The organism is Flavobacterium sp. (assembly GCF_036759525.1).
Lineage (GTDB): Bacteria > Bacteroidota > Bacteroidia > Flavobacteriales > Flavobacteriaceae > Flavobacterium.
On record NZ_DAIOUN010000019.1, the window covers coordinates 13,053 to 35,721 of the forward strand.

Here is a 22,669-nt window from a genome sequence, read left to right on the forward strand (position 1 = left end):
TTTTGATGAATATATTTTAAAAATATATTACTCGTCTTTCTTTTTTGCTCTTTTCTCTTTGATTAATTCCATGATAGCTCCGCCCAACCAATAGTGAACAAAACCAACTAAAAAAATCATTAACCAAAAACCGATGGTTAACACCGTTAAAAAAAGTAAAAAGCCTAGGTACTGTTGAAATTCAAACATGTTTTCCGGAATTTTTCGAATTCAGTTACAAATATAATCCAACTATATCATTTTATCAACATAATCTAAAAAATATTTTAAAATAGAATTGTTAATAAGTAAATTTGTAATCGGTTACCTGATGTTGATTAACAATTATAAAAAGTGAGTATTACATAGGGTAATTAGAATTTTAACCAGCAGTATTCAATTAAAACAAATCAAATATACACAACCATGAATTACCGTATTGAAAAAGACACTATGGGTGAAGTTAAAGTACCTGCAGATAAATATTGGGGAGCCCAAACAGAGCGTTCAAGAAACAACTTTAAAATTGGCCCTACTGCTTCTATGCCAAAAGAAATCATTGAAGGTTTTGCCTTTTTGAAAAAAGCAGCTGCCTATGCCAATCATGACTTGGGAGTTTTATCTGTAGAAAAAAGAGATGCCATAGCTCAAGTTTGTGATGAGATATTAGCGGGAAAACTGGACGATCAGTTCCCGTTAGTTATTTGGCAAACCGGTTCCGGAACGCAAAGTAATATGAATGTAAACGAAGTTATTGCCAACAGAGCCCAAGTTTTAGCCGGTTTTAATATTGGTGAAGGCGAACCCGTTGTTAAAGCTAATGATGATGTAAACAAATCGCAATCGTCAAACGACACCTTCCCTACCGGAATGCACATAGCATGTTACAAAGCCGTAATTGAAAAGACAATTCCCGGAGTAACCCAATTACGCAACACCTTCAAAGCAAAGTCTGAAGCCTACATGAATGTTGTAAAGATTGGACGTACCCACCTAATGGATGCCACTCCTTTAACGTTGGGACAAGAATTTTCTGGTTATGTTTCACAGTTAGATCACGGATTAAAAGCTTTAAAAAATTCGCTAGACCATTTGTCAGAATTGGCACTTGGCGGAACTGCAGTAGGAACTGGTTTAAATACACCTCCCGGATATGATGTTAAAGTAGCTGCATACATAGCTCAATTCACAGGTTTACCTTTTATCACTGCCGAAAATAAGTTTGAAGCTTTAGCTGCACATGATGCCATTGTTGAAACGCATGGAGCCCTGAAAATGTTGGCTGTATCATTAAATAAAATTGCAAACGACATTCGTATGATGGCTTCCGGACCACGTTCAGGTATTGGAGAAATACTAATCCCTGAAAACGAGCCAGGCTCTTCTATAATGCCCGGAAAAGTTAATCCTACACAATGTGAAGCTCTTACCATGGTATGTGCTCAAGTTATGGGTAACGATGTAGCCATTACAATTGGTGGTACACAAGGTCACTACGAATTAAATGTTTTCAAACCTGTAATGGCTGCAAATTTCTTACAATCAGCTGTTTTAATAGGAGATGCATGTGTCTCATTTGATGAACATTGTGCTCAAGGAATAGAACCAAATTATACCCGAATTAAAGAATTGGTGGATAACTCTTTAATGCTGGTTACAGCTTTAAATACTAAAATTGGGTATTACAAAGCCGCAGAAATTGCTCAAACGGCACATAAAAATGGAACCACATTAAAAGATGAAGCCGTGAGATTAGGTTACGTCACACCGGAAGATTTTGATTCTTGGGTCAAACCGGAAGATATGGTTGGCTCTCTAAACTAAAACAAAGAGGTGTAAAATATATTGTTTTACACCTCTTTGTTTATCCCATTCAAATTAATTTTAACACCATGGGATTGAAAAGCAATTTTAAAAAACGTAATTTTGTAACAAATCTTAATTTTTATAGTATGAAAAAATGGCTTATTTTATGTTTAGTATTATTTACTATAACTATAAATTCATGCTCAGATTCTAATGAAGAGGCAGTAGTTGTAACACTTGAAAAACTGATGAAAAAATGGTACAATAAAGATTTTAATATTAATGGTACTACTTTCTCATATGATAGTCATATGACTTGTGGAAAGGATAATATTGAATTTAGACCCGAAGCTGTTTATACTCAAAATGATGTTACCGCCTGTGAGCCTACCGAAACTACAACAGTAACAGGCACTTGGAACTTAGAGGATGATATTGTCACGGTTTTCATAAACAATATTACCACAGTGGCTAAAATAACCCGACTCACAGAAACCGAATTGCAATTGACTACAGTTTCAGATTGGGATGGTGATGGTCAAATTGAAACGATAAGAGCAAATTTTACCATAGATTAAAGTTTCTACCATTCTATCGGTATTTTTCCCTGATGGATTAAGTACTCATTCGTTTTACTAAAATGTTGGTTTCCAAACCAAAATCCCCTATTGGCACTCAATGGTGACGGATGCCCCGTTGTTAAAACTAAATGTTTGGTACGATCAATTTGTTTTCCTTTCTTTTGAGCATATCCGCCCCAAAGTAAAAAAACTACGCCCTCTTTTTGCGATGAAATAACCTGTATCACAGCATCTGTAAAAGTTTCCCATCCTTTATTTTGATGGCTTCCGGCTTCACCTTGTCTTACGGTTAGAGTTGCATTTAATAAAAGTACTCCTTGTGAAGCCCAACGCTCCAAATTCCCCCAAATGGGAATTGGAATCCCTAAATCGGATTCTAACTCTTTAAAAATATTAACCAAAGAGGGAGGAAATGCTATACCTTCTTGAACTGAAAAACACAATCCATTGGCTTGATTGGGTCCATGATAAGGATCTTGACCTAAAATTACCACTTTCAAATCTTCAAACGAGCAGGAATTAAATGCGGTAAAAATTTCGTTTTTTGGAGGATAACATTTGAAATGACTGTACTCCGCTTCAACATAAGTTTGGAGTTGCTCAAAATAGGGGTTTTTGAATTCGGAAGCCAATAGGTCTTTCCAAGAGGCATTTAAAAAATCAAGCATTCAATTTTAATTTCAACAAATATAAGTATAGTTGCATCAATTTTTCAAATACGAATTCAAGTATTCTAATGCAAATAATCGCTAAATTTGCTTTAAATTGCTACAAATACAAAATGATATCCATAACTGAAAAAACGCTAAAAGATTTAGAATTTGCAACCATTTTACAGACGGTTTCTGATAGATGCAATACCGAATTGGGTAAACAAAAAGCCCTTGAAATTGTGCCTTTTCAAAACAAAGAAGAACTTATGGATGCTTTGTTGCAAACTTCAGAATACCTCTCCTCTTTCTCCAATAATAATGCTTTACCCAACCACGGATTTGATTCAATCACAAATGAAATTAAATTTATTGGAATCGAAGATAGTTTTTTGGAAGTAAGCAGTTTTAGAAAAATTGCACAAGTTTCAGAAACCGTTAATGTGCTTCTACTTTTTTTAAAAAAATTCAATGACTATTATCCCAAATTAAGCCAAAGAGCTTCCCAAGTTGAATACACTAAATTCATCACTCAAAAAATTGATGAAGTAGTTGATAAATATGGAGTTATAAAGGATAATGCCTCACCCGACTTAATCAATATCAGACGCGAGATGAGTGTAGTTCGAGGCAAAGTAAACCAAAGTTTTGGTATGGCACTTAGTCAATACAACAGTTTGGGATATTTAGACGAAATCAAAGAAAGTATAGTAGAAAACCGCCGCGTTCTAGCTGTATTGGCCATGTATCGAAAAAAAGTAAAAGGTTCTATATTAGGAAGTTCCAAAACCGGAAGTATTGCCTACATTGAACCCGAAGCTACTTTGAGATACTCAAGGGAGTTAAGTAATCTAGAATATGAAGAGCGTGAAGAAATTACACGAATTTTAAAACAGTTGACCAATGCAATTCGGCCATTCAAAGAGTTATTGATAACCTATCAAGATTTCTTAAGTGCTATCGATGTAACGGCGGCCAAAGCAAAATATGCTTTAAAGATTAATGCCGTTCTCCCTACTATAACCGACAAAAAGGAACTTTTTTTTAGAGATGCCTATCACCCTATACTCTACTTAAATAACAAAACAAAAGGTGAAACTACTTTTCCTCAAACAATTTCTTTACATCAAGAAAACCGAATTATTGTAATTTCTGGCCCTAATGCCGGAGGAAAAACCATTTCTTTAAAAACTGTTGGATTGCTTCAATTGATGCTTCAAAGCGGCTTGTTAATTCCGGTTCACGAACGCAGTGAAACTTTTCTTTTTGACCGAATTCTCACAGATATTGGTGACAACCAATCCATTGAAAATCATTTAAGTACCTACAGTTACCGTCTCAAAAACATGAACTATTTCCTCAAAAAGTGCAATGCTAAAACCTTGTTTCTGATTGATGAATTTGGTACAGGCTCCGACCCCGAATTAGGAGGAGCATTAGCCGAAACCTTTTTGGAAGAGTTTTACCACCGTGAAGCCTTTGGAATAATTACCACCCACTACTCCAACCTAAAGATTCTAGCCAACGAATTACCCTTTGCTTCTAATGCCAATATGCTTTTTGATGAAAAATCATTAGAGCCCATGTACAAATTGGTCTTGGGGCAAGCCGGAAGTTCATTTACTTTTGAAGTAGCTCAAAAAAACGGAATTCCATTTGGACTTATTAATCGAGCCAAAAAGAAAATTGAAGGTGGTAAAGTTCGATTTGATAAAACAATAGCAACACTTCAAAAAGAACGTTCCAAATTAGAAAAAACTTCGCTTACGCTAAAAGAAGAAGAAAGCAAAGCACGTGAGGAAAGCAAAAAAATGGAATCAATTAATGCTAAAATCCAAGAAAAATTAGAACGTTATCAAGAATTGTATGATGCCAATCAACGTTTGATATACTTAGGTCAAAAAATGGATGATTTGTCTTCTAAATATTTTAATAATAAAGACAAGAAAGTATTGATAGGCGAATTGTTGAAAATTGTTGAAATAGAAAATTCGAAACGTAAAAAAGCGTCGGCCAAAGAATTAAAATCAAAAGAAATCATTCAAAAGCAAATAGAGAAAGAAGTTTCTGCCAAAGTTGAAGAAATTCGTACGGTAAAAAAAGAAAAGAAAATTAAAGCTCTCAAAGCAGAAGCAGAAAAGCCTAAAGTTGTTCTCAAAATTGGTGACCGAGTTCGAATGACTGATGGCAAAGCCGTTGGTTCTATAGATAGTATTGAAAAAAATAAAGCTACGGTAAACTATGGTATTTTTACCTCAAAAGTGAGTCTGGATGCTTTAGAACTAGTAGAAGCAAAAAAATAAAAGCCTGTTGTGAAATGGAAAATATACCAAAAGACAAAAAAATCATACTATTTGATGGGGTTTGTAACCTATGCGATAGCTCAGTTCAATTCATAATTAAAAAGGACAAAAAGGACCTATTTCGTTTTGCTTCGATACAATCGGAAATTGGGCAACAAATTATAAGGTATTTGGGTATAGATACTTCAAAAGTTGATAGCATTATTTTGTATGTTCCGGGAGAAGCCTATTATCTTAAAGCCGAAGCAGCCATGCAAATTGCAAAAGATTTAAAAAGTTGGCATAAAATAATTTCTTATTTGTCATTCACCGGTTCATTGGGCAATTTTATTTATGATTATGTTGCTCAAAACCGATACCGTTGGTACGGAAAAAAAGAGGCCTGCATGATACCTACCGAAGAAATGAAAGCAAAATTCTTAGAATAAGTTTTCTCTTTGATGGCACTCCTAAATTGATTATACTTGTATAAACTCTCAATTTATGAAAACCATTGTAATTTTTCTTTTATCTACATCTGTATTATGGGCTAATGATATTAAAACTAAAGCTACTCCAAAAGAAGTCATTGTCTATTTAAACGGAGCACTAGTTTCCGCAGAAGCTACTGCAACAGTATCTAAAGGAACTTCTGTAATTCGAATTACTGAGGTTTCCCCTTTTATCAACCAAAATAGTATTCAAATAAGCGGACTAAAAGACGTATCCATTTTATCAATTGGTTATGATATCACTTATCTTCCCAAAAAAACAGTATCGGATAAAGTTAAAGCTTTGCAAAATGAATTAAATCTAAAACAACGTGAGGTTGCTCAATTACAAAACGCAAATAAAGGTTTAGAAGAAGAAGAATCGCTATTAAGTAATAATAAAAAATTAAGTAGCGAACAACATGCTGCAACATTAGAAAAACTAAATGCCTTTTCAAAACATTACCGAGAACGCATCACAAGTTTGAAAATGGAGATATATGACAACAACAAAAAAATCAATCAAATTAATTCTGAAATCAATTTGCTCAATCAGGAATTTCAAAAATTGAATTCAGGAATTACTGAAGAGAAAGGAGAAATTAGTATTAAGGTAGATGCGCCTATTGCAACAGTATTAAATTTAATAATCAAATACAATGTAAGCAATGCCGGCTGGTTTCCTACCTATGAAATTAAAGCTCAAAACACTAAAGAATCACTCAATTTTTTATACAAAGCCCATGTTTATCAAAAGACCAGTGAAGATTGGAACGATGTAAAACTAACACTTTCCACAGGAAATCCCTCCTTCACAAATGAAAAACCCGAAGTAGAACCACATTTCTTAAACTTTGTAAAACAAAGAAGCTATACCTCTGCTGCTCAGTCTTCTAACTATACCTACAATCCAACAGTAAAAAAAATTACCGGAGTAGTAACCGAAAACGGACAACCTTTACCGGGAGCAAACGTGATAGTTAAAGGTACATCTTATGGCGTTACCACAGATTTTGATGGCAGATATACACTTAACGCGATTGGCTCTGGAAAAGAATTGGAAATTAGCTTTATTGGCATGAAAACAGCAACATTACCTATTTATAGTACGGTTATGAATGTAAAATTACAAGAAGACCATCAAAATCTAGGTGAAGTAGTTGTAACGGGATATTCCAACCGAAAAGTTAAATCAGAGGTTTCTTCTGTAGTTTTAGAAGAAGAAATCCTTACGGGAACCGGTGATGAAAAATCAGAAAACTTGACCACGGTTGTTTTTAAAATTAAAAAGAACTATTCTGTTCCCTCTCAAGATGAAGTCGCTATTATTGAAATTGACACCTTTGAAATTCCAGCTCAATACGAATATTTTTCAGCTCCATTGTTAAGTGAAAATGTATTTTTAACAGCCAAAATTAAAGACTGGGAAAAATACGATTTATTAGCAGGAGAGGCCAGTATTTATGCAGAAGGAAGTTATGCCGGAAAAACGTTTATAGATCCTTTTCAAACCTCAGATGAGTTGGTTATTTCATTAGGAGTTGATCCAAATTTGGTGGTAGAACGCAAACAGCTTAACAATTTCAAAGACAAATCCTTATTTGGTTCCAACCGAATTATTTCCAAAAATTATGAAATCACTCTAAAGAATAATAAAACTTCAACAGTAACTATCAAACTTTACGATCGAATTCCAATTGCACAAGACAAAGAAATCAAAGTCGACAAAGCGAATTTTGGTGATGCAAAGTATGACGAGAAAAAAGGTATCGTAGTTTGGGAATTACAAATCCCAACTAAGCAAACTGTTAAAAGGCAACTAAGTTATGAAGTGAAATATCCTAACGGAAAACATATCAATCTTTAATGAACCTGATAAATATCATATGTTATAAAATTGAATTACGGTATTTTTGAACCAATAAACTTGATAATATGAATAAACTAGCTTTAGCATTGTACTCATGGGATAATGGTGCCTTTATTATGATTGGCGTATTTGCATTAGTGATTATCGGATTGGTTGCAGCTGTCATGCTTATGATGAATGGAGACAAAAAAAAGAAAAACGACTAAAAGTCGTTTTTTTTTATAAGTAAAAACTCAATTACGAATTTTCCGGTTCATTTAATTTCCCAACCGATTTGGCTACCAATGTTGCCACAGTGGCATCACTTGTCACATTCACAACGGTTCTACACATATCCAGAGGTCGGTCTATGGCAAATATTAAAGCCAATCCTGCTTCCGGTATTCCAGCTTGTCCTAATACGATAACCAACATAACCATTCCGGCACTGGGTACAGCTGCAGATCCAATTGAAGCTAACGTAGCCGTAACTATAATCATCAATTGGGTTTGTAAATCCAAAGGTTCGGGCAACATCGCTTGAGCAATAAAAATAGCTGCAACAGCTTGATATAAACTTGTTCCATCCATATTTACCGTTGCTCCCAAAGGCAAAACAAAGCTAGAGACCTCTTCATCAACCCCAACGCGTTCGGTTACACATTCCATAGTAACCGGTAAGGTTGCTGCACTCGAACTGGTAGAAAAAGCTAACAATTGTGCGGGAGCAATGGCTTTAAAAAAACGAATGGGGTGAACTTTGGCAAGTGTTAACAACAAGGTTGGATAAAATACAAAAGTCATTAAAAGTAAACCAAAAACTACGGTTAATGCATAAACAAGTAAGGCTCCAAGTGTAGAAAAATCAGGAATTTCAACCATTAATGCTGCCATTAATGCAAAAACGCCTAGAGGTGCAGCAGACATAATGATATCAATGATTTTCATAATCACATCATTCAATCCTTTAAAAAAATCAACTACCGGTTTCGATTTCTGTTCCTCAATTAAAATTAACCCGATACCAATTAGAATAACAAAAAGAATAACCTGCAACATACTCCCATTATCACTAAGAGCTTTAAAAAAATTATCAGGAACAATATCAATTAGAGGTTGTAAAGGTCCACTGGTTTTGGCCTTTTCTGCCAATTCAATTTTTTGAGCAGCATCGCCGGCAAAATTTTCTAATAAACTCTTTCTGGAAACTTCATTTATAAAACTACCGGGCTTAATTATATTAGCCAAAACCAAACCAATTGAAACAGCAGTTACGGTTGAAATCAAATAGAACAATACCGTTTTTCCACCCAATTTTGAAAGTTTCGAAATATCTTTTAAATCAGACAAACCTACAATTAAAGATACCACAATCAACGGTACCGCAATCATTTTTAATAAATTGATAAAAATAGTTCCAAAAGGTTTAACCCAATCGACAACGATTCCTTTCATTTCCAGATTTTTCATGATAAAACCGAAAAGTAAACCGGCTATCATTCCAATCACTATTTTCCAATGTAAAGGTAATTTCATATTCTATTGATAGATTTTGTTTTGTAAATAAAAATCGGCTAAAACCAATGCAGCCATAGCTTCTACAATGGGAACTGCTCTGGGAACCACACAAGGATCATGTCTGCCTTTGCCTTGCATCTCAATAATTTCGCCGAATGAATTCAACGTTTCTTGTTTTTGAATAAGGGTCGCAACCGGTTTGAACGCAACTCTAAAATAAATATCCATTCCGTTTGAAATTCCGCCTTGTATACCACCGGAAAGATTTGTTTTTGTGGTTCCGTCTGAATGGTACAAGTCGTTGTGTTCGCTTCCTTTCATTTTAGCACCACAAAATCCGCTACCGTATTCAAAACCTTTTACGGCATTTATAGACAACATAGCTTTACCTAACTCGGCATGTAATTTATCAAAAACGGGTTCTCCCAATCCAATGGGTACATTTTGAATAACACAAGTAACTGTACCCCCAACGGTATCGCCTTGTTTTTTGATATCCTTGATATGTGCTTCCATTAGAGCGGCAATGTTTGCATCCGGACAGCGAACAGGATTGGATTCAATTTTTGAAAAATCCAACTCCTGATAGGGTTTATCTATAAAAATCTCACCTACAGAAGAAACAAAAGCATTAATTTTTACATTTGGAAGTACCTGTTTAGCAATAGCTCCAGCCACTACTCTACTCGCCGTTTCACGAGCAGAACTTCTTCCTCCGCCTCTGTAATCTCGAATGCCGTATTTTTTTTCATATACATAATCCGCATGACTGGGTCGGTACGAATCTTTTATATGAGCATAATCATCTGATTTTTGATTGGTATTGGGAATAATAAATCCTATGGGAGTACCGGTGGTTTTACCCTCAAAAATGCCGGATAAAAACTGCACTTCATCGGCTTCTTTTCGCTGAGTAACAATGGCAGATTGTCCGGGTTTTCTACGTTGCATTTCATTGTAAATAGCTTCCAAATCCAAAGTAATTCCAGGTGGACATCCATCAATAATCCCACCTAGAGCTTCTCCATGAGACTCACCAAAAGTGGTCAACTTAAATAAATTTCCAAAGCTATTTCCTGCCATAAAGAAAACATTTTGAACAAAAATAGGGTTTTTAGTTTAATAATAGAAAGTCTATCCAGAATATTAAAGGTTGGCAATTTCACACTAAGATAATACTAGAATAACAAATGTTAACTTTTGAATAAAACACATTTGAAAATGAATGGGTTAATTTGCAAAACCTCAATTCATATGCTCAAGAAAAGAAAAGTTGAAGTCGTTGCGCTATCCGATATTCATTTAGGCACATTTGGTTGTCATGCCAAAGAATTACATCAATACCTCAGTACCATAAAGCCCAAAATTCTTATTTTGAATGGTGATATTATTGATATTTGGCAATTTCGAAAGTCTTACTTTCCCAAATCACATTTAAAAGTAATAAAGAAAATTATAGACTTGGCTTCCAAAGGAACCGAGGTATATTATATTACCGGAAATCACGATGAAATGTTACGAAAGTTTAGTGATACTTCAGTAGGTAACTTTCACATATTAGACAAACTGATTTTGGAATTGGACGGTAAAAAGGCTTGGATATTTCATGGTGATGTTTTTGATGCCTCGGTGCAACATTCCAAATGGATTGCCAAATTGGGAGGATGGGGTTATGATTTACTCATTTTGATGAACCGATTGGTCAATCAAATACTTCAAAAAATAGGAAAAGAACCCTACTCATTTTCAAAAAAAATAAAAGCCAATGTTAAGAAAGCGGTAAAATTCATTTCAGATTTTGAACACACCGCATCAGAATTAGCTATAGAAAATCAGTACGATTATGTTATATGTGGCCATATTCATGAACCAAAAATGATTCGGAAAGTAAACAAAAAAGGCACCACTTTTTACTTAAATTCAGGAGATTGGGTAGAGAATTTGACAGCATTGGAATACAATAAAAAAAGATGGAAACTCTACCGATTTGACAAAGATTCCAATATGATTCATGAAGACTTTTTTGAATTTGAAACCAAATTAAGCGAACAATTGGTAGCTTCTTTAATCTTTTCAAATCAAAAAAAATAGAAATAAACACATCTAAATCAGTTTCTTAGAACAAATTTTTGTAAGATTTATAGCGTTTAAATAGCCTTGGCATACGTTTTGTAAGTTAAAAGCGTTATATTTGTATAAACATTAAAATCAATAACAATGAAAAAATTATTTTTATCTGCCATGCTTATTTTTGGCTTCGCAATCAGTGCAAATGCACAAGAAATCTCAAAAAACGCTTTAGGTTTACGTTTAGGGGATAACGATGGTTTTGGAGGTGAAATTTCATACCAAAGAGGTTTATCCGGAAACAACAGATTGGAATTTGATTTAGGTTGGAGAAACAGCCAAAACGTGGATGCATTCAAATTAGTTGGATTGTACCATTGGGTGTGGAACATTGATGGTGGTTTTAACTGGTATGCGGGTGTAGGTGCCGGTATAGGTAGTTGGAATAACAAAAAAGCAGATGTGGATGGCTCTTTTGCATTATTAGCCGGAAATATTGGTATTGAGTACAATTTTGATATTCCTTTGTTGTTGTCTTTAGATTTTAGACCTGAGTTTTACTTAGGAGGAGACGACTACAGAAGAGATAATTTTGGACCGGATATCGCGTTAGGTATTCGTTACCAATTTTAACAAAAACAAAAAACGTCCCAAAAGGGACGTTTTTTTTAATTGATTATGATGTTCTTTTTAGAGTTCACTCGTATTACTGCCATGGGATAAGTCATTACAGTTGTGGCCATGCCGGTAGGTGAATTTTCTTTTAGTGTTAAAATAATATCTGTATCCGTTTCCTGAATAGATTCTACCGAAATTGAATAGCCCCCAGACGTTTTCTCGCCCAGATTAACTAAAATAAAATTACTTGTTTGTATATCTTCAGATTTGATTTTTTTCTTCAAATCGTTATCATTCAAAAGCATTTTAAATTCTTTGGCTTCGGTTATAATTTCATAAAATCGAAAAGATGCCCCTCCTTGTTCTTGTTGTTTTAAAATTTCGAACAACTCAGGCTTATCCTGATTTTTTTGAACAGAACAACCAAAAAGTACGAGTACTACTGCGGTTAATCCCAAAATTTTTTTCATAATTTACAAAATTGTATTGTGTTGATTTTGAATTGCTTTTTCATATACAGCTTCATACATGGGAAGAATTTGCGTTATATCAAATCGTTTAGCCACTTCCATAGCATTTTTCTTAAAAAGTTTTAAAGTTGCTTCATCTTTTAGAATAGAAATAGCATTGGATGACATCGACTCAATAGCTCCAACCGGACTTAAATAACCGGAAAAACCATCACTATTTACTTCAGGTAATCCACCTGTATTACTAGAAATAACCGGAACTCCACAAGCCATGGCTTCTAAAGCTGCCAGACCGAAACTTTCGGTTTCAGAGGGGAGTAAAAACAAATCGGTAAAACATAAAATTTTATCAATTTCGTTACTGTTCCCAAAAAAGATTACTTTATCCAATATACCTAAACTTTCACATAAAAGCTCAGCTTTTTCCTTTTCTGGTCCCTCGCCCACCATCATCAACTTTGCCGGTATTTCCTTTTGTATGGCATAAAAAATCTTAATTACATCGGGAATTCTTTTAACTTTTCTAAAATTACTGATATGGGTAATTATTTTTTCAGAATCTTTAGCCATCAAAGTTCGATAACAAGGAGTTCCCTCGGCTACTTCAACTTTATCCAATTCGATGAAATTAGGTATTACCTCAATCTCTTTTGTTATTTTAAAAAACTTATTGGTTTCATCCTTTAAATTTTGCGAAACCGAAGTCACAATATCCGATTTGTTTATACTAAACGTTACAGCCGATTTGTAGTTGGGATGATTTCCTACCAAGGTAATATCTGTTCCGTGCAATGTGGTAACCATTGGAATGCGAATTCCTTCGTCCTTCAAAATCTGTTTTGCCATATACCCGGCATACGCATGCGGAATAGCATAATGTACATGTAATAGTTCTATATGGTACATTTTAACCATGTCTACCAATTTACTCGATAAGGCCAATTCGTAGGGTTGGTAATGAAATAAGGGATATTCCGGTACAGTTACTTCGTGATAAAAAACATTAGGGTTAAGCAAAGCCAATCTTACCGGTTGCTTGTACGTAATAAAATGTATTTCGTGACCTCTTTTGGCCAATTCCAAACCTAATTCGGTTGCTACAACCCCACTTCCTCCAAAAGTTGGATAACAAACTATAGCGATCTTCATGTATGTTTATTTTAATAACAAAACTACTATTATTAGCCCCAATGATTGGTAATAAATCGTTAAAAATTCAGAATCAATTCAATTCAAAAACGGTTGTATTTTTTACTTCTCCAATCATAAATGAACTATGTGTACTTCCTATGTGCTGTAAAGTAGTCAATTTGGTTACCATAAATTCTCGGTATTCTTCCATACTACCTACACAAATTTTAAGAATATAGTCATAATCTCCACTTACATGAAAGCATTCTAAAACTTCACTCAATTGAACCACTTCATTTTCAAACGTAGTTAAGTATTCTTTTGTATGTTGAATGAGTTTAATGTGACAAAAAACCACAAAACCTTTGTTTACTTTATTACGGTCTAAAAGGGCAACATATTTTTTTACAACTTTTTCACGTTCCAGCTTCTTAATTCGTTCATAAACCGCCGTAACCGATAAATGTAATTTTAACGACAATTCTTTGGTTGTCATTTTCGAATCGGTTTGAAGCAATAGCAATAACTTTTTATCTAACTCATCAAAATTCATAAACTCATAGTTTTATATTCTAAACAAAGTTAATAAAATTTGTTTCTACTTTATAAAAATCTAAATATTTAATTTTAAATAGATTTATAATCTATTTTAATTTGTAATTATTGTAAAAAAAACTAAATTTTACGAAATTTGTAATCAACTAAATCATTAAAAATGAATTCGAAATCATTCAACCCGGCCGATCAAATACAAGATTTACAATATTTTGGTGAATTTGGAGGTGTAAACCCTTCCATTTCAGACAGTTCAACTTATACGTTTCTCTCCGCAAAAACCATGTTTGACACCTTTGAAGGAAATGCCGAAGGGTGTTATTTATACTCTCGTCATTCGTCGCCAATGAATTTATACTTGGGTCAAGCACTAGCTGCCATGGAAGGAACCGAGAGTGCCAACGTTGCCGCATCTGGTATGGGTGCTATCACTCCGGTTTTGTTACAACTTTGCTCTTCGGGAGATGAAATTGTTTCAAGCAGAACCATTTATGGCGGAACGTATGCTTTTATGAAAAACATGTTACCCAAGTGGAATATCAAAACCCACTTTGTTGATATCACAAAACTAGATGTTGTAGAAGCAGCTATAACAAAGAATACCAAAGTATTATATTGCGAAACCGTAAGTAATCCTTTATTAGAAGTTGCAGATATTGAAAGCCTGGCTAAGTTGGCCAAAAAATACAATATCCAATTAGTTGTTGACAATACTTTTTCGCCACTTTCGGTAGCACCGGCAAAATTGGGAGCAGATGTTGTAATTCACAGTTTGACAAAGTTTATCAATGGAAGCAGTGATACTGTGGGCGGAGTAGTTTGTGCCTCTCAAGAATTTATTAATGATTTAAAAAACGTTAATAACGGTGCCAGTATGTTATTGGGACCAACAATGGATAGTCTTCGTTCGGCCAGTATTTTAAAGAACTTAAGAACGCTTCATATTCGCATGAAACAACATAGCTATAATGCCGCTTATTTAGCCAAAAAATTTGAAAATGAAGGTTTAAAAGTAGTCTATCCCGGTTTGAAAAGTCATCCCAGTCATGAAATATATTCTAAAATGATAAATACCGAATACGGTTACGGCGGTATGATGACGTTAGATGTAGGAACTTTAGAAAAAGCAAACGAACTAATGGAATTAATGCAGCATAGAAATTTGGGATATTTAGCTGTTAGTTTAGGATTTTACAAAACCTTATTTAGTGCTCCCGGCACTTCAACCTCTTCCGAAATTCCATTAGAAGAGCAAAAAGAAATGGGTTTAACCGATGGTTTAATTCGCTTTTCTATTGGTTTAGACAACGATATAGAACGCACCTATCAAATGATGAAAGCCTGTATGGTTGAACTGGGCATTCTAAAAGTACTTCAAGAGATTTAAAACCTAATCCGATTCAGTTGAATCGGATTTTTTTTGTATTCCATTATCATGATTTTTTATATATTGCAACATTAAATAGTATTCATGGAAAGTCAAGACATTAAACCCCTAGATCCTAAAGACGAACAACTCATTGAAAATAAAAATCTTTCACTTTTTGAAGCATTACTACCTATATTCCTCCTAATTGGAATTTTAGGATATAACGTTTATGCCTATGAGGACGATGCTACTTCGGGTCCGAATCAATTTGCTTTGATTATAGGTGCGGCCATAGCAGCAATAGTAGGATTTAGAAATAAGGTTACCTATGCGGCCATGATGGAAGATATATCCAAAAATATAAAGTCAACTTCGGGAGCTATTTTAATTCTTTTGATGGTTGGAGCCTTATCCGGAACGTGGTTATTGAGTGGTGTAATTCCAACGATGATTTATTACGGATTACAAATTTTGCATCCGGCTATTTTTCTACCGGCTTGCTTGGTGATTTGTGCTATTATTTCAATAGCAACCGGAAGTTCGTGGACAACTTCTGCAACCGTAGGTATTGCCTTGATTGGAATAGGAAGTACAATTGGAATGCCTTTGGGAATGGTTGCCGGAGCTGTTATTTCAGGAGCTTATTTTGGAGATAAACTTTCTCCTCTTTCCGACACCACAAATTTGGCCCCGGCTATGGCAGGAACCGATTTGTTTACCCATATTCGCTATATGACATTAACAACCGTTCCAACCATGGTGTTAACGTTAATCATATTTATTTTTTTAGGTTTAGCACAAAACACTTCCGGTGTGAGTGATTCTTCTGCAACGCTAACTTCTATTAAAGAAACATTTACGATATCACCTTGGTTGTTTTTAGTTCCCGGAATTGTAATTTTACTCATTGTAAAGAAAACCGAACCCTTGATTGCTTTATTAATAGGAACACTTTTGGGAGGCTTATTTGCTTTGATTTTTCAACCGGAATTAGTGGCTAAAATTGGCGGGAGTAATCAACTTTCAATTTTTTCAGGTTATAAAGGTGTTATGAATGCTATTACGGTTCAAACCTCTATTGAAACCTCAAATGCAATGTTAACTGATTTGTTTTCTTCCAAAGGAATGAAAGGCATGTTGGGAACCATTTGGCTAATTCTTTGTGCCATGGTTTTTGGTGGCGTTATGGAAGCCATTGGAGCTTTAACCCGAATTACGGATTCGCTATTAAAATTATTCCACACCACTTTAGGCTTGTTTGCGAGTACGGTGGCTAGTTGTTTAGCATTGAACTTAACTGCTTCTGATCAATATTTGGCTATAGTAGTACCCGGAAAAATGTTTGCTAAAGCATATCAAGACAAAGGATTAGCTCCTGAAAATTTGAGTCGTTCGTTAGAAGATTCAGGAACGGTTACTTCAGTATTGGTTCCATGGAACACTTGTGGAGCTTATCAAGCAGATGTTTTAGATGTACCAACATTAACGTATTTACCCTATGCTTTCTTCAATATTATCAGTCCGTTTATGACATTGACATTTGCCGCATTTAATATTAAAATCAAACAACTTACTTCTAAATAAGATTTTCATATCCTAAAACACAAAAACTGCTTTAAAAGGCAGTTTTTTTTATTTTAATTTAATTTTAACAATTGTTAATTCTTCATCAAATTAGTTTTAAAATTAGAGATACTAAAATTTTACCCATTTAAAATTACAGACTTAATTGTTTTAGATAACAATTGCCTTTAGCATCAGTAAAACCAATACCTAGATAAGAAAATGAATGACAATTATCAGGACTAAAATTCCGGCATTGTAGTAAATTTGCAACTGAAATTAACATTTAAATAAATAAACAATTATGTCATTAGTAGGTAAGAAATTTCCAAACATCACTGTAGATGCCATTTCTGAAATGGGAGACAATTTGAGAATTAACGTTTTAGACGAAGCTGTAAAGAACAACAAAAAGGTAATCTTGTTTTGGTACCCCAAAGACTTTACGTTTGTTTGTCCAACTGAATTGCATGCGTTTCAAACCGCTTTACCTGAGTTTGAAAAAAGAAACACTATTGTAATTGGTGCTTCTTGCGATACTAATGAAGTGCATTTTGCGTGGTTAAATACTGCCAAAAACAACGGCGGAATTGAGGGCGTAACCTACCCATTAATTGCAGATACTACTCGAAACTTGTCTTCTGCACTTGGAATTTTAGATATTGAAGCCGGTGAATATAATGAAGACACTGAAAGCTATTTAATCTCGGGATCAAACGTAACGTACAGAGCAACCTATTTAATTGATGAAACCGGAAAAATCTTCCACGAAAGTGTAAACGACATGCCTTTGGGTAGAAATGTAAACGAATATTTACGTTTGATTGATGCTTATACACATGTTCAAACCAAAGGTGAAGTTTGTCCGGCTAACTGGGAAGAAGGTAAAGACGCAATGACAGCAGATCGCTTAAGTACAGCCGCTTATTTAAGTCAAAACTAAACAAATATCATTTACAATGGCAATGGGAAAATTCAATACAAATTGTAGCTTCTTGAATTTGTAACTGCCATTGAAAATTTAAAAAATAAAAAATATATGTTAATCGATTTAACCGAAGACACACTGCAAGATTTAGTGAATCAAAACAACAAAGTGGTAGTTCAATATTCTGCTTCTTGGTGTGGAAATTGCAGAATTATGAAGCCTAAATTTAAAAAATTGGCTTCAGAAAACGACGGTATTACATTTATCTTGGTAGATGCGGAAAATGCTCCGGAATCAAGAAAGCTGGCTAATGTTTCCAACTTACCAACCTTTGCCACTTTTGTTAATGGCAAATTAGTAAATCAAACTCAAACCAATAAAGCAGAAGTTTTGGCTGAATTGGTTTCCGAAATCTCAGCAAACTAATGAAATTACCCGTAATCAAACATTTGACTCAATTTATTGAAGACAATGACCCCGATTATTTGGTTGAAACCATCGAAGTTTTGGAGGCTTTAACAGAAGTTTCTTCTTTAAAAGATGAAGAATTGGATGTCATTGGCGAATTGATTTCCAATATGTATGGGGCTTTAGAAGTACACAAATCTATTCGAAACGGTATGGATAAAAAAGAAGCCCTAAACGGTTTTATGCAACGTGTATTAGGTTCTATAGACCAATAATTTCCAAACAAAACCCAATTAAAACGCTTCAAATTTGAAGCGTTTTTTTGTTTGTAGAATGCGTTAAACTTTGGCAAATAATTCCTATTTTTGAATTCTTAAAAAAAAACAACAGATGGCAACAATAACTTTAGGAGGAAATCCTATTCACACTGCTGGTGAATTACCAAAAGTAGGTACAAAAGCACCTGATTTTCAATTGGTAAAAACCGATTTATCCGTAGCTTCATTACAGGATTATGCAGGAAGCAAATTAGTATTAAACATTTTTCCTAGTATAGACACCGGTGTATGTGCAACTTCAGTTCGGACTTTTAATCAAAAAGCATCTACATTAGAAAACACAAAAGTATTGTGCATTTCCAGAGATTTACCTTTTGCTCAAAAACGTTTTTGTGGAGCTGAAGGCATTGAAAATGTTGAAAATTTGTCTGATTTCAAAACCGGAAGTTTTGGCGATAATTATGGCTTAACCATTACAGATGGACCATTAGCCGGACTTCACTCTCGAGTGGTTATTGTCCTTGATGAAAACGGTATCATAACACATGCCGAACAAGTTCCAGAAATAGCAACCGAGCCTAATTACGAAGCCGCCTTAAGCGTTTTGTAACTTCGTGATGGAATTCAAAAAAGAGTCTCGCTTTGTGCAAGGTAGATTAAAAAGTGTTTTATTTGCTTTAAATGGAGCTAAAAAACTAATTTTTACTGAGCCTAGCATTAAAATTCAATTTTTTATCGGAATTTTAGTGATTTGGGCCGGATTTTATTTTGATATTACAACCGTGGAATGGATAATTCAAATTTTTTGCATAGGTTTAGTTCTTTCTATTGAAGGATTAAATACCGCTGTAGAAAAAATAGCTGATTTTGTTCATCCGGATTATCATGAACGAATCGGTTTTATAAAAGATATTGCTGCAGGTGCCGTGTTTTTTGCAGCTGTTACGGCTATAGTAATTGGATGTATAATTTATGTTCCTTACATTTCGCAATGTTTTAATTAATCGTCAAATCAAATTGCACTAATTTTGTCGGTATGACCAAATCAACAAGCAACAAAAAAGAGAATACAGATAATTCTAAAATAAATTCCAAAATTGGAAAACCAACCCAACAACAAAAATTTTTGCTGGGGATTGTTTTTATTTTATTTTCTGTTGCCTTGTTCTTATCAATGGTTTCCTTTTTTATTTATTGGAAACAAGACCAAAGTGCTGTATCCATTCTTTCTGATAGAACCGTAGGAGTCAATAATTGGTTGGGCAAATTAGGAGCTTACTTGGCTCATTTATTTCTTTATAAAGGTTTTGGGATTGCTTCGTTTTTATTTGTCAAACTTTTCTTTGTTAGCGGGTGGTATCTAATTTTGAATTTACAATTCAAAAAACTAAAAAACATATGGTTTTGGGATCTTTTTGCTTTGCTAAATTTTTCTCTTCTTTTCGGATTTTTTCACAATTACATCCCTGAACTTGGCGGAGTTGTTGGGTATGAAATGAATTTATACATCGAAGATTTCATGGGAAGACCCGGGATTATCCTTGTTCTAATTTTTAGTTTAATTATTTACTTACTTTTCAAAGTAAATATTTCGATTGATTCTATTCAAGAGTTTTTGAAGCCCAAAGCCGTTGTTTCAGGTGATGATTATATTGTAGAAGCGGAATCAGAAAAGGCTTTTGATAAAACTTCAACCGAAAGTGCTAAAGATTTTACTCAAGAAGATGAACCCCAAAAACCATTTTCTTTTGAAATAAATAAAGAAGCCTTAAAACCTACCATTGAAAATGCATCCGAAATAAATTTGGAACCCCAAATCAAAAAAGAGATTCCTTCTCAACCTTCTCCAATTACTAAGGAACCCGAAATAATTCAGACAGATGATGAACAATTTGTCATAGAAAAAGCTCCGGAAGAAGAACAAATTGAAGAAAATTTGGCTGCCAGATTGGTTGCAGATTTTGGCGAATTTGATCCAACTTTAGAACTTTCCAATTACAAATATCCCACTCTTGATTTATTAAAAGAATACGGTTCTGCAGGTATTACAATAAACCAAGAAGAACTCGAGGAAAATAAAAATCGAATTGTAGATACGCTACGAAATTATAAAATTGATATTGCTCAAATTAAAGCAACCGTTGGTCCGTCTGTGACTTTATATGAAATTGTTCCGGAAGCCGGAATACGAATTTCAAAAATTAAAAGTTTGGAAGATGATATCGCATTATCTTTATCGGCACTCGGAATTCGAATTATAGCTCCAATACCCGGAAAAGGTACAATTGGTATTGAAGTACCCAATAAAAACCCTACCATGGTTCCTATGAAATCGGTTTTGTCTTCTCAACGTTTTCAAGAAGCAGAAATGGAACTTCCAATTGCATTAGGTAAAACCATTTCTAATGAAACTTTTGTAGTCGATTTAGCCAAAATGCCTCACCTTTTAATGGCGGGTGCTACCGGACAAGGAAAATCTGTGGGTTTAAATGCAGTTCTCACTTCACTTTTATATAAAAAACATCCGGCAGAAGTTAAATTTGTTTTGGTTGACCCTAAAAAGGTTGAACTTACCCTTTTTAATAAAATTGAACGTCATTATCTGGCCAAATTGCCCGATACATCTGATGCAATTATAACTGACAACACCAAAGTAATCAATACTTTAAACTCACTTTGTATTGAAATGGACAATAGATATTCATTGCTCAAAGATGCTATGGTCCGAAATATTAAGGAGTACAATGAGAAATTTAAATTACGTAAACTTAATCCTAATGAGGGACATCGTTTTTTACCCTATATCGTTTTGGTAGTAGATGAGTTTGCCGATTTAATTATGACTGCCGGAAAAGAGGTAGAAACGCCCATTGCCCGTTTAGCTCAATTAGCCCGTGCCATTGGTATTCACTTAATTATTGCAACTCAAAGACCATCAGTTAATGTAATAACCGGTTTAATTAAAGCCAACTTTCCGGCACGTATTGCATTTCGGGTTACTTCAAAGATTGACTCTAGAACCATATTAGACACTCAAGGTGCCGATCAGTTAATTGGTCGTGGAGATATGCTTTACACAAACGGGAACGACTTGGTTCGTGTTCAATGTGCTTTTGTTGATACGCCCGAAGTAGAAAAAATTACCGAATATATAGGTTCCCAAAAAGCCTATCCCAATGCTTATTTACTTCCGGAGTATGTTGGAGAAGAAAATGGCACAGTGCTTGATATAGATATTTCAGAACGCGATTCAATGTTTAGAGAAGCTGCAGAAATTATTGTTACAGCACAACAAGGGTCTGCTTCCCTACTCCAACGTAAATTAAAACTAGGTTACAACAGAGCCGGGAGACTTATAGATCAACTCGAAGCGGCCGGTATTGTAGGACCTTTTGAAGGTAGTAAAGCCCGTTCTGTAAATATCCCTGATTTGAATTCGCTAAACGAATTTTTTAATAATGAAAATAATAATGCCTAAAATGAAACCAAACCTCTGGATTGTAATTTTTTTATTTGTTTCTTCTTTAAGTTTTTCTCAAGATAAAAAAGCAAAAGAACTCTTGGATGAAGTAACTGCCAAAGTAAAATCATATGATAATATTGTTATCGATTTTAAATACACACTCCAAAATACAAAGGAAAACATCAACCAAGAAAGCAAAGGCAGTGTAACTTTAAAAGGAAACCTCTATTACCTAAACTTTATGGGGGTTACAAAAATTTTTGACGGAAAAAAAACCTATACTATTGTACCCGAAGATGAAGAAATTACCATTTCTAAAGTAGATGAAAAAGATGAAAATGCCATCACTCCATCTAAAATGTTGACTTTCTTTAACTCCGGATATAAATATTATATGGATATTGTTCAAGATGTTAAAGGCAGAAAAATTCAGTACATCAAACTGGTTCCCATCAGTTCTAAAGACGAGCGAAAAGAAATATTGCTGGGTATAGACATTCAAACGAAACACATATACAACTTAATAGAAATTGGAAAAAAAGGAACAAAAACTACCCTCGTTGTTAATTCTTTCAAAACCAATCAACCCATTTCAAAAAATCAGTTTATCTTTGACCAGAGTAAATACAAAAATTACTACATCAATAGAATAGACTAATTCTG

At 34.3% G+C, this 22,669-nt stretch carries 24 protein-coding genes; 17 read left to right on the forward strand and 7 right to left on the reverse strand.

Annotation, left to right across the window (positions count from 1 at the left end; genetic code table 11):
- Positions 1-27: 27 nt before the first annotated feature.
- Positions 28-189, reverse strand: a complete 162-nt coding sequence (locus V7M80_RS11285) for a hypothetical protein (RefSeq protein ID WP_333696183.1) — start codon at positions 187-189, stop codon at positions 28-30.
- A gap of 216 nt (positions 190-405) precedes the next feature.
- Here V7M80_RS11285 and fumC point away from each other — a divergent pair, with 216 nt between their 5' ends.
- Positions 406-1,803, forward strand: a complete 1,398-nt coding sequence (gene fumC / locus V7M80_RS11290) for a class II fumarate hydratase (protein ID WP_333696184.1) — start codon at positions 406-408, stop codon at positions 1,801-1,803.
- Positions 1,804-1,931: 128 nt separating this feature from the next.
- Positions 1,932-2,363 (forward strand): hypothetical protein, encoded by a 432-nt coding sequence (locus V7M80_RS11295; RefSeq protein WP_333696186.1) that lies wholly within the window; start codon positions 1,932-1,934, stop codon positions 2,361-2,363.
- 5 nt (positions 2,364-2,368) lie between these two features.
- On the opposite strand, the gene ung is transcribed toward V7M80_RS11295, so the two are convergent.
- A complete protein-coding gene (gene ung / locus V7M80_RS11300; RefSeq protein WP_333696188.1) occupies positions 2,369-3,034 on the reverse strand; it encodes a uracil-DNA glycosylase in 666 nt (221 codons plus the stop codon).
- 113 nt (positions 3,035-3,147) lie between these two features.
- Here ung and V7M80_RS11305 point away from each other — a divergent pair, with 113 nt between their 5' ends.
- The 4 genes from V7M80_RS11305 to V7M80_RS11320 all read left to right on the forward strand — a co-directional run bounded on the left by V7M80_RS11305 (position 3,148) and on the right by V7M80_RS11320 (position 7,865).
- Positions 3,148-5,319 carry an endonuclease MutS2 gene (locus tag V7M80_RS11305; RefSeq protein ID WP_333696189.1) on the forward strand — a complete coding sequence of 724 codons (2,172 nt, stop codon included), beginning with the start codon at positions 3,148-3,150 and terminating at the stop codon, positions 5,317-5,319.
- Positions 5,320-5,333: 14 nt separating this feature from the next.
- Positions 5,334-5,747, forward strand: a complete 414-nt coding sequence (locus tag V7M80_RS11310; protein ID WP_333696190.1) for a thiol-disulfide oxidoreductase DCC family protein — start codon at positions 5,334-5,336, stop codon at positions 5,745-5,747.
- Positions 5,748-5,802: 55 nt separating this feature from the next.
- Positions 5,803-7,656 (forward strand): mucoidy inhibitor MuiA family protein, encoded by a 1,854-nt coding sequence (locus tag V7M80_RS11315; RefSeq protein WP_333696192.1) that lies wholly within the window; start codon positions 5,803-5,805, stop codon positions 7,654-7,656.
- Positions 7,657-7,724: 68 nt separating this feature from the next.
- Positions 7,725-7,865 carry a hypothetical protein gene (locus tag V7M80_RS11320; RefSeq protein WP_333696194.1) on the forward strand — a complete coding sequence of 47 codons (141 nt, stop codon included), beginning with the start codon at positions 7,725-7,727 and terminating at the stop codon, positions 7,863-7,865.
- Between the two features lie 31 nt (positions 7,866-7,896).
- Here V7M80_RS11320 and V7M80_RS11325 read toward each other — a convergent pair whose 3' ends face one another.
- Both V7M80_RS11325 and aroC read right to left on the reverse strand, forming a co-directional pair.
- A complete protein-coding gene (locus tag V7M80_RS11325) occupies positions 7,897-9,174 on the reverse strand; it encodes a dicarboxylate/amino acid:cation symporter (protein WP_333696195.1) in 1,278 nt (425 codons plus the stop codon).
- 3 nt (positions 9,175-9,177) lie between these two features.
- Entirely contained in the window at positions 9,178-10,239 is a 1,062-nt protein-coding gene (gene aroC, locus V7M80_RS11330) for a chorismate synthase (RefSeq protein ID WP_333696197.1), read from the reverse strand.
- A gap of 171 nt (positions 10,240-10,410) precedes the next feature.
- Between aroC and V7M80_RS11335 the strand changes: the two genes are divergently transcribed.
- On the forward strand, positions 10,411-11,247 hold the full coding sequence (locus V7M80_RS11335; RefSeq protein ID WP_333696200.1) for a UDP-2,3-diacylglucosamine diphosphatase: 837 nt from the start codon (positions 10,411-10,413) through the stop codon (positions 11,245-11,247).
- 126 nt (positions 11,248-11,373) lie between these two features.
- Entirely contained in the window at positions 11,374-11,856 is a 483-nt protein-coding gene (locus V7M80_RS11340; RefSeq protein WP_333696202.1) for a hypothetical protein, read from the forward strand.
- A 35-nt stretch (positions 11,857-11,891) separates the two neighbouring features.
- Here V7M80_RS11340 and V7M80_RS11345 read toward each other — a convergent pair whose 3' ends face one another.
- From V7M80_RS11345 to V7M80_RS11355, 3 genes are all read right to left on the reverse strand, one after another.
- Entirely contained in the window at positions 11,892-12,311 is a 420-nt protein-coding gene (locus tag V7M80_RS11345) for a protease complex subunit PrcB family protein (RefSeq protein ID WP_333696204.1), read from the reverse strand.
- A 3-nt stretch (positions 12,312-12,314) separates the two neighbouring features.
- Positions 12,315-13,460 (reverse strand): N-acetyl-alpha-D-glucosaminyl L-malate synthase BshA, encoded by a 1,146-nt coding sequence (gene bshA, locus V7M80_RS11350; RefSeq protein ID WP_333696206.1) that lies wholly within the window; start codon positions 13,458-13,460, stop codon positions 12,315-12,317.
- 73 nt (positions 13,461-13,533) lie between these two features.
- A complete protein-coding gene (locus V7M80_RS11355) occupies positions 13,534-13,995 on the reverse strand; it encodes an Lrp/AsnC family transcriptional regulator (RefSeq protein ID WP_333696207.1) in 462 nt (153 codons plus the stop codon).
- Between the two features lie 162 nt (positions 13,996-14,157).
- On the opposite strand from V7M80_RS11355, the gene V7M80_RS11360 reads away from it, so the two are divergent.
- The 9 genes from V7M80_RS11360 to V7M80_RS11400 all read left to right on the forward strand — a co-directional run bounded on the left by V7M80_RS11360 (position 14,158) and on the right by V7M80_RS11400 (position 22,664).
- Positions 14,158-15,384, forward strand: coding sequence for an aminotransferase class I/II-fold pyridoxal phosphate-dependent enzyme (locus tag V7M80_RS11360; RefSeq protein WP_333696209.1), 1,227 nt, complete (start codon positions 14,158-14,160; stop codon positions 15,382-15,384).
- Between the two features lie 84 nt (positions 15,385-15,468).
- Positions 15,469-16,950, forward strand: a complete 1,482-nt coding sequence (gene nhaC / locus V7M80_RS11365) for a Na+/H+ antiporter NhaC (RefSeq protein WP_333696211.1) — start codon at positions 15,469-15,471, stop codon at positions 16,948-16,950.
- A 283-nt stretch (positions 16,951-17,233) separates the two neighbouring features.
- Complete coding sequence (locus V7M80_RS11370; RefSeq protein WP_333696213.1) at positions 17,234-17,872, forward strand: peroxiredoxin; 639 nt, start codon at positions 17,234-17,236, stop codon at positions 17,870-17,872.
- A 96-nt stretch (positions 17,873-17,968) separates the two neighbouring features.
- Positions 17,969-18,283, forward strand: coding sequence for a thioredoxin family protein (locus V7M80_RS11375; RefSeq protein ID WP_188361797.1), 315 nt, complete (start codon positions 17,969-17,971; stop codon positions 18,281-18,283).
- Positions 18,283-18,540, forward strand: a complete 258-nt coding sequence (locus tag V7M80_RS11380) for a DUF6952 family protein (protein WP_333696218.1) — start codon at positions 18,283-18,285, stop codon at positions 18,538-18,540. The genes V7M80_RS11375 and V7M80_RS11380 overlap by 1 nt, the downstream gene beginning before the upstream one ends.
- 115 nt (positions 18,541-18,655) lie before the next feature.
- Entirely contained in the window at positions 18,656-19,153 is a 498-nt protein-coding gene (gene tpx, locus V7M80_RS11385) for a thiol peroxidase (RefSeq protein WP_333696220.1), read from the forward strand.
- A 7-nt stretch (positions 19,154-19,160) separates the two neighbouring features.
- Positions 19,161-19,547, forward strand: coding sequence for a diacylglycerol kinase family protein (locus V7M80_RS11390; protein WP_333696221.1), 387 nt, complete (start codon positions 19,161-19,163; stop codon positions 19,545-19,547).
- 32 nt (positions 19,548-19,579) lie between these two features.
- Positions 19,580-22,021 (forward strand): DNA translocase FtsK, encoded by a 2,442-nt coding sequence (locus V7M80_RS11395; protein ID WP_333696222.1) that lies wholly within the window; start codon positions 19,580-19,582, stop codon positions 22,019-22,021.
- Between the two features lies 1 nt (position 22,022).
- Complete coding sequence (locus tag V7M80_RS11400) at positions 22,023-22,664, forward strand: LolA family protein (RefSeq protein ID WP_333696223.1); 642 nt, start codon at positions 22,023-22,025, stop codon at positions 22,662-22,664.
- Positions 22,665-22,669: the final 5 nt, after the last annotated feature.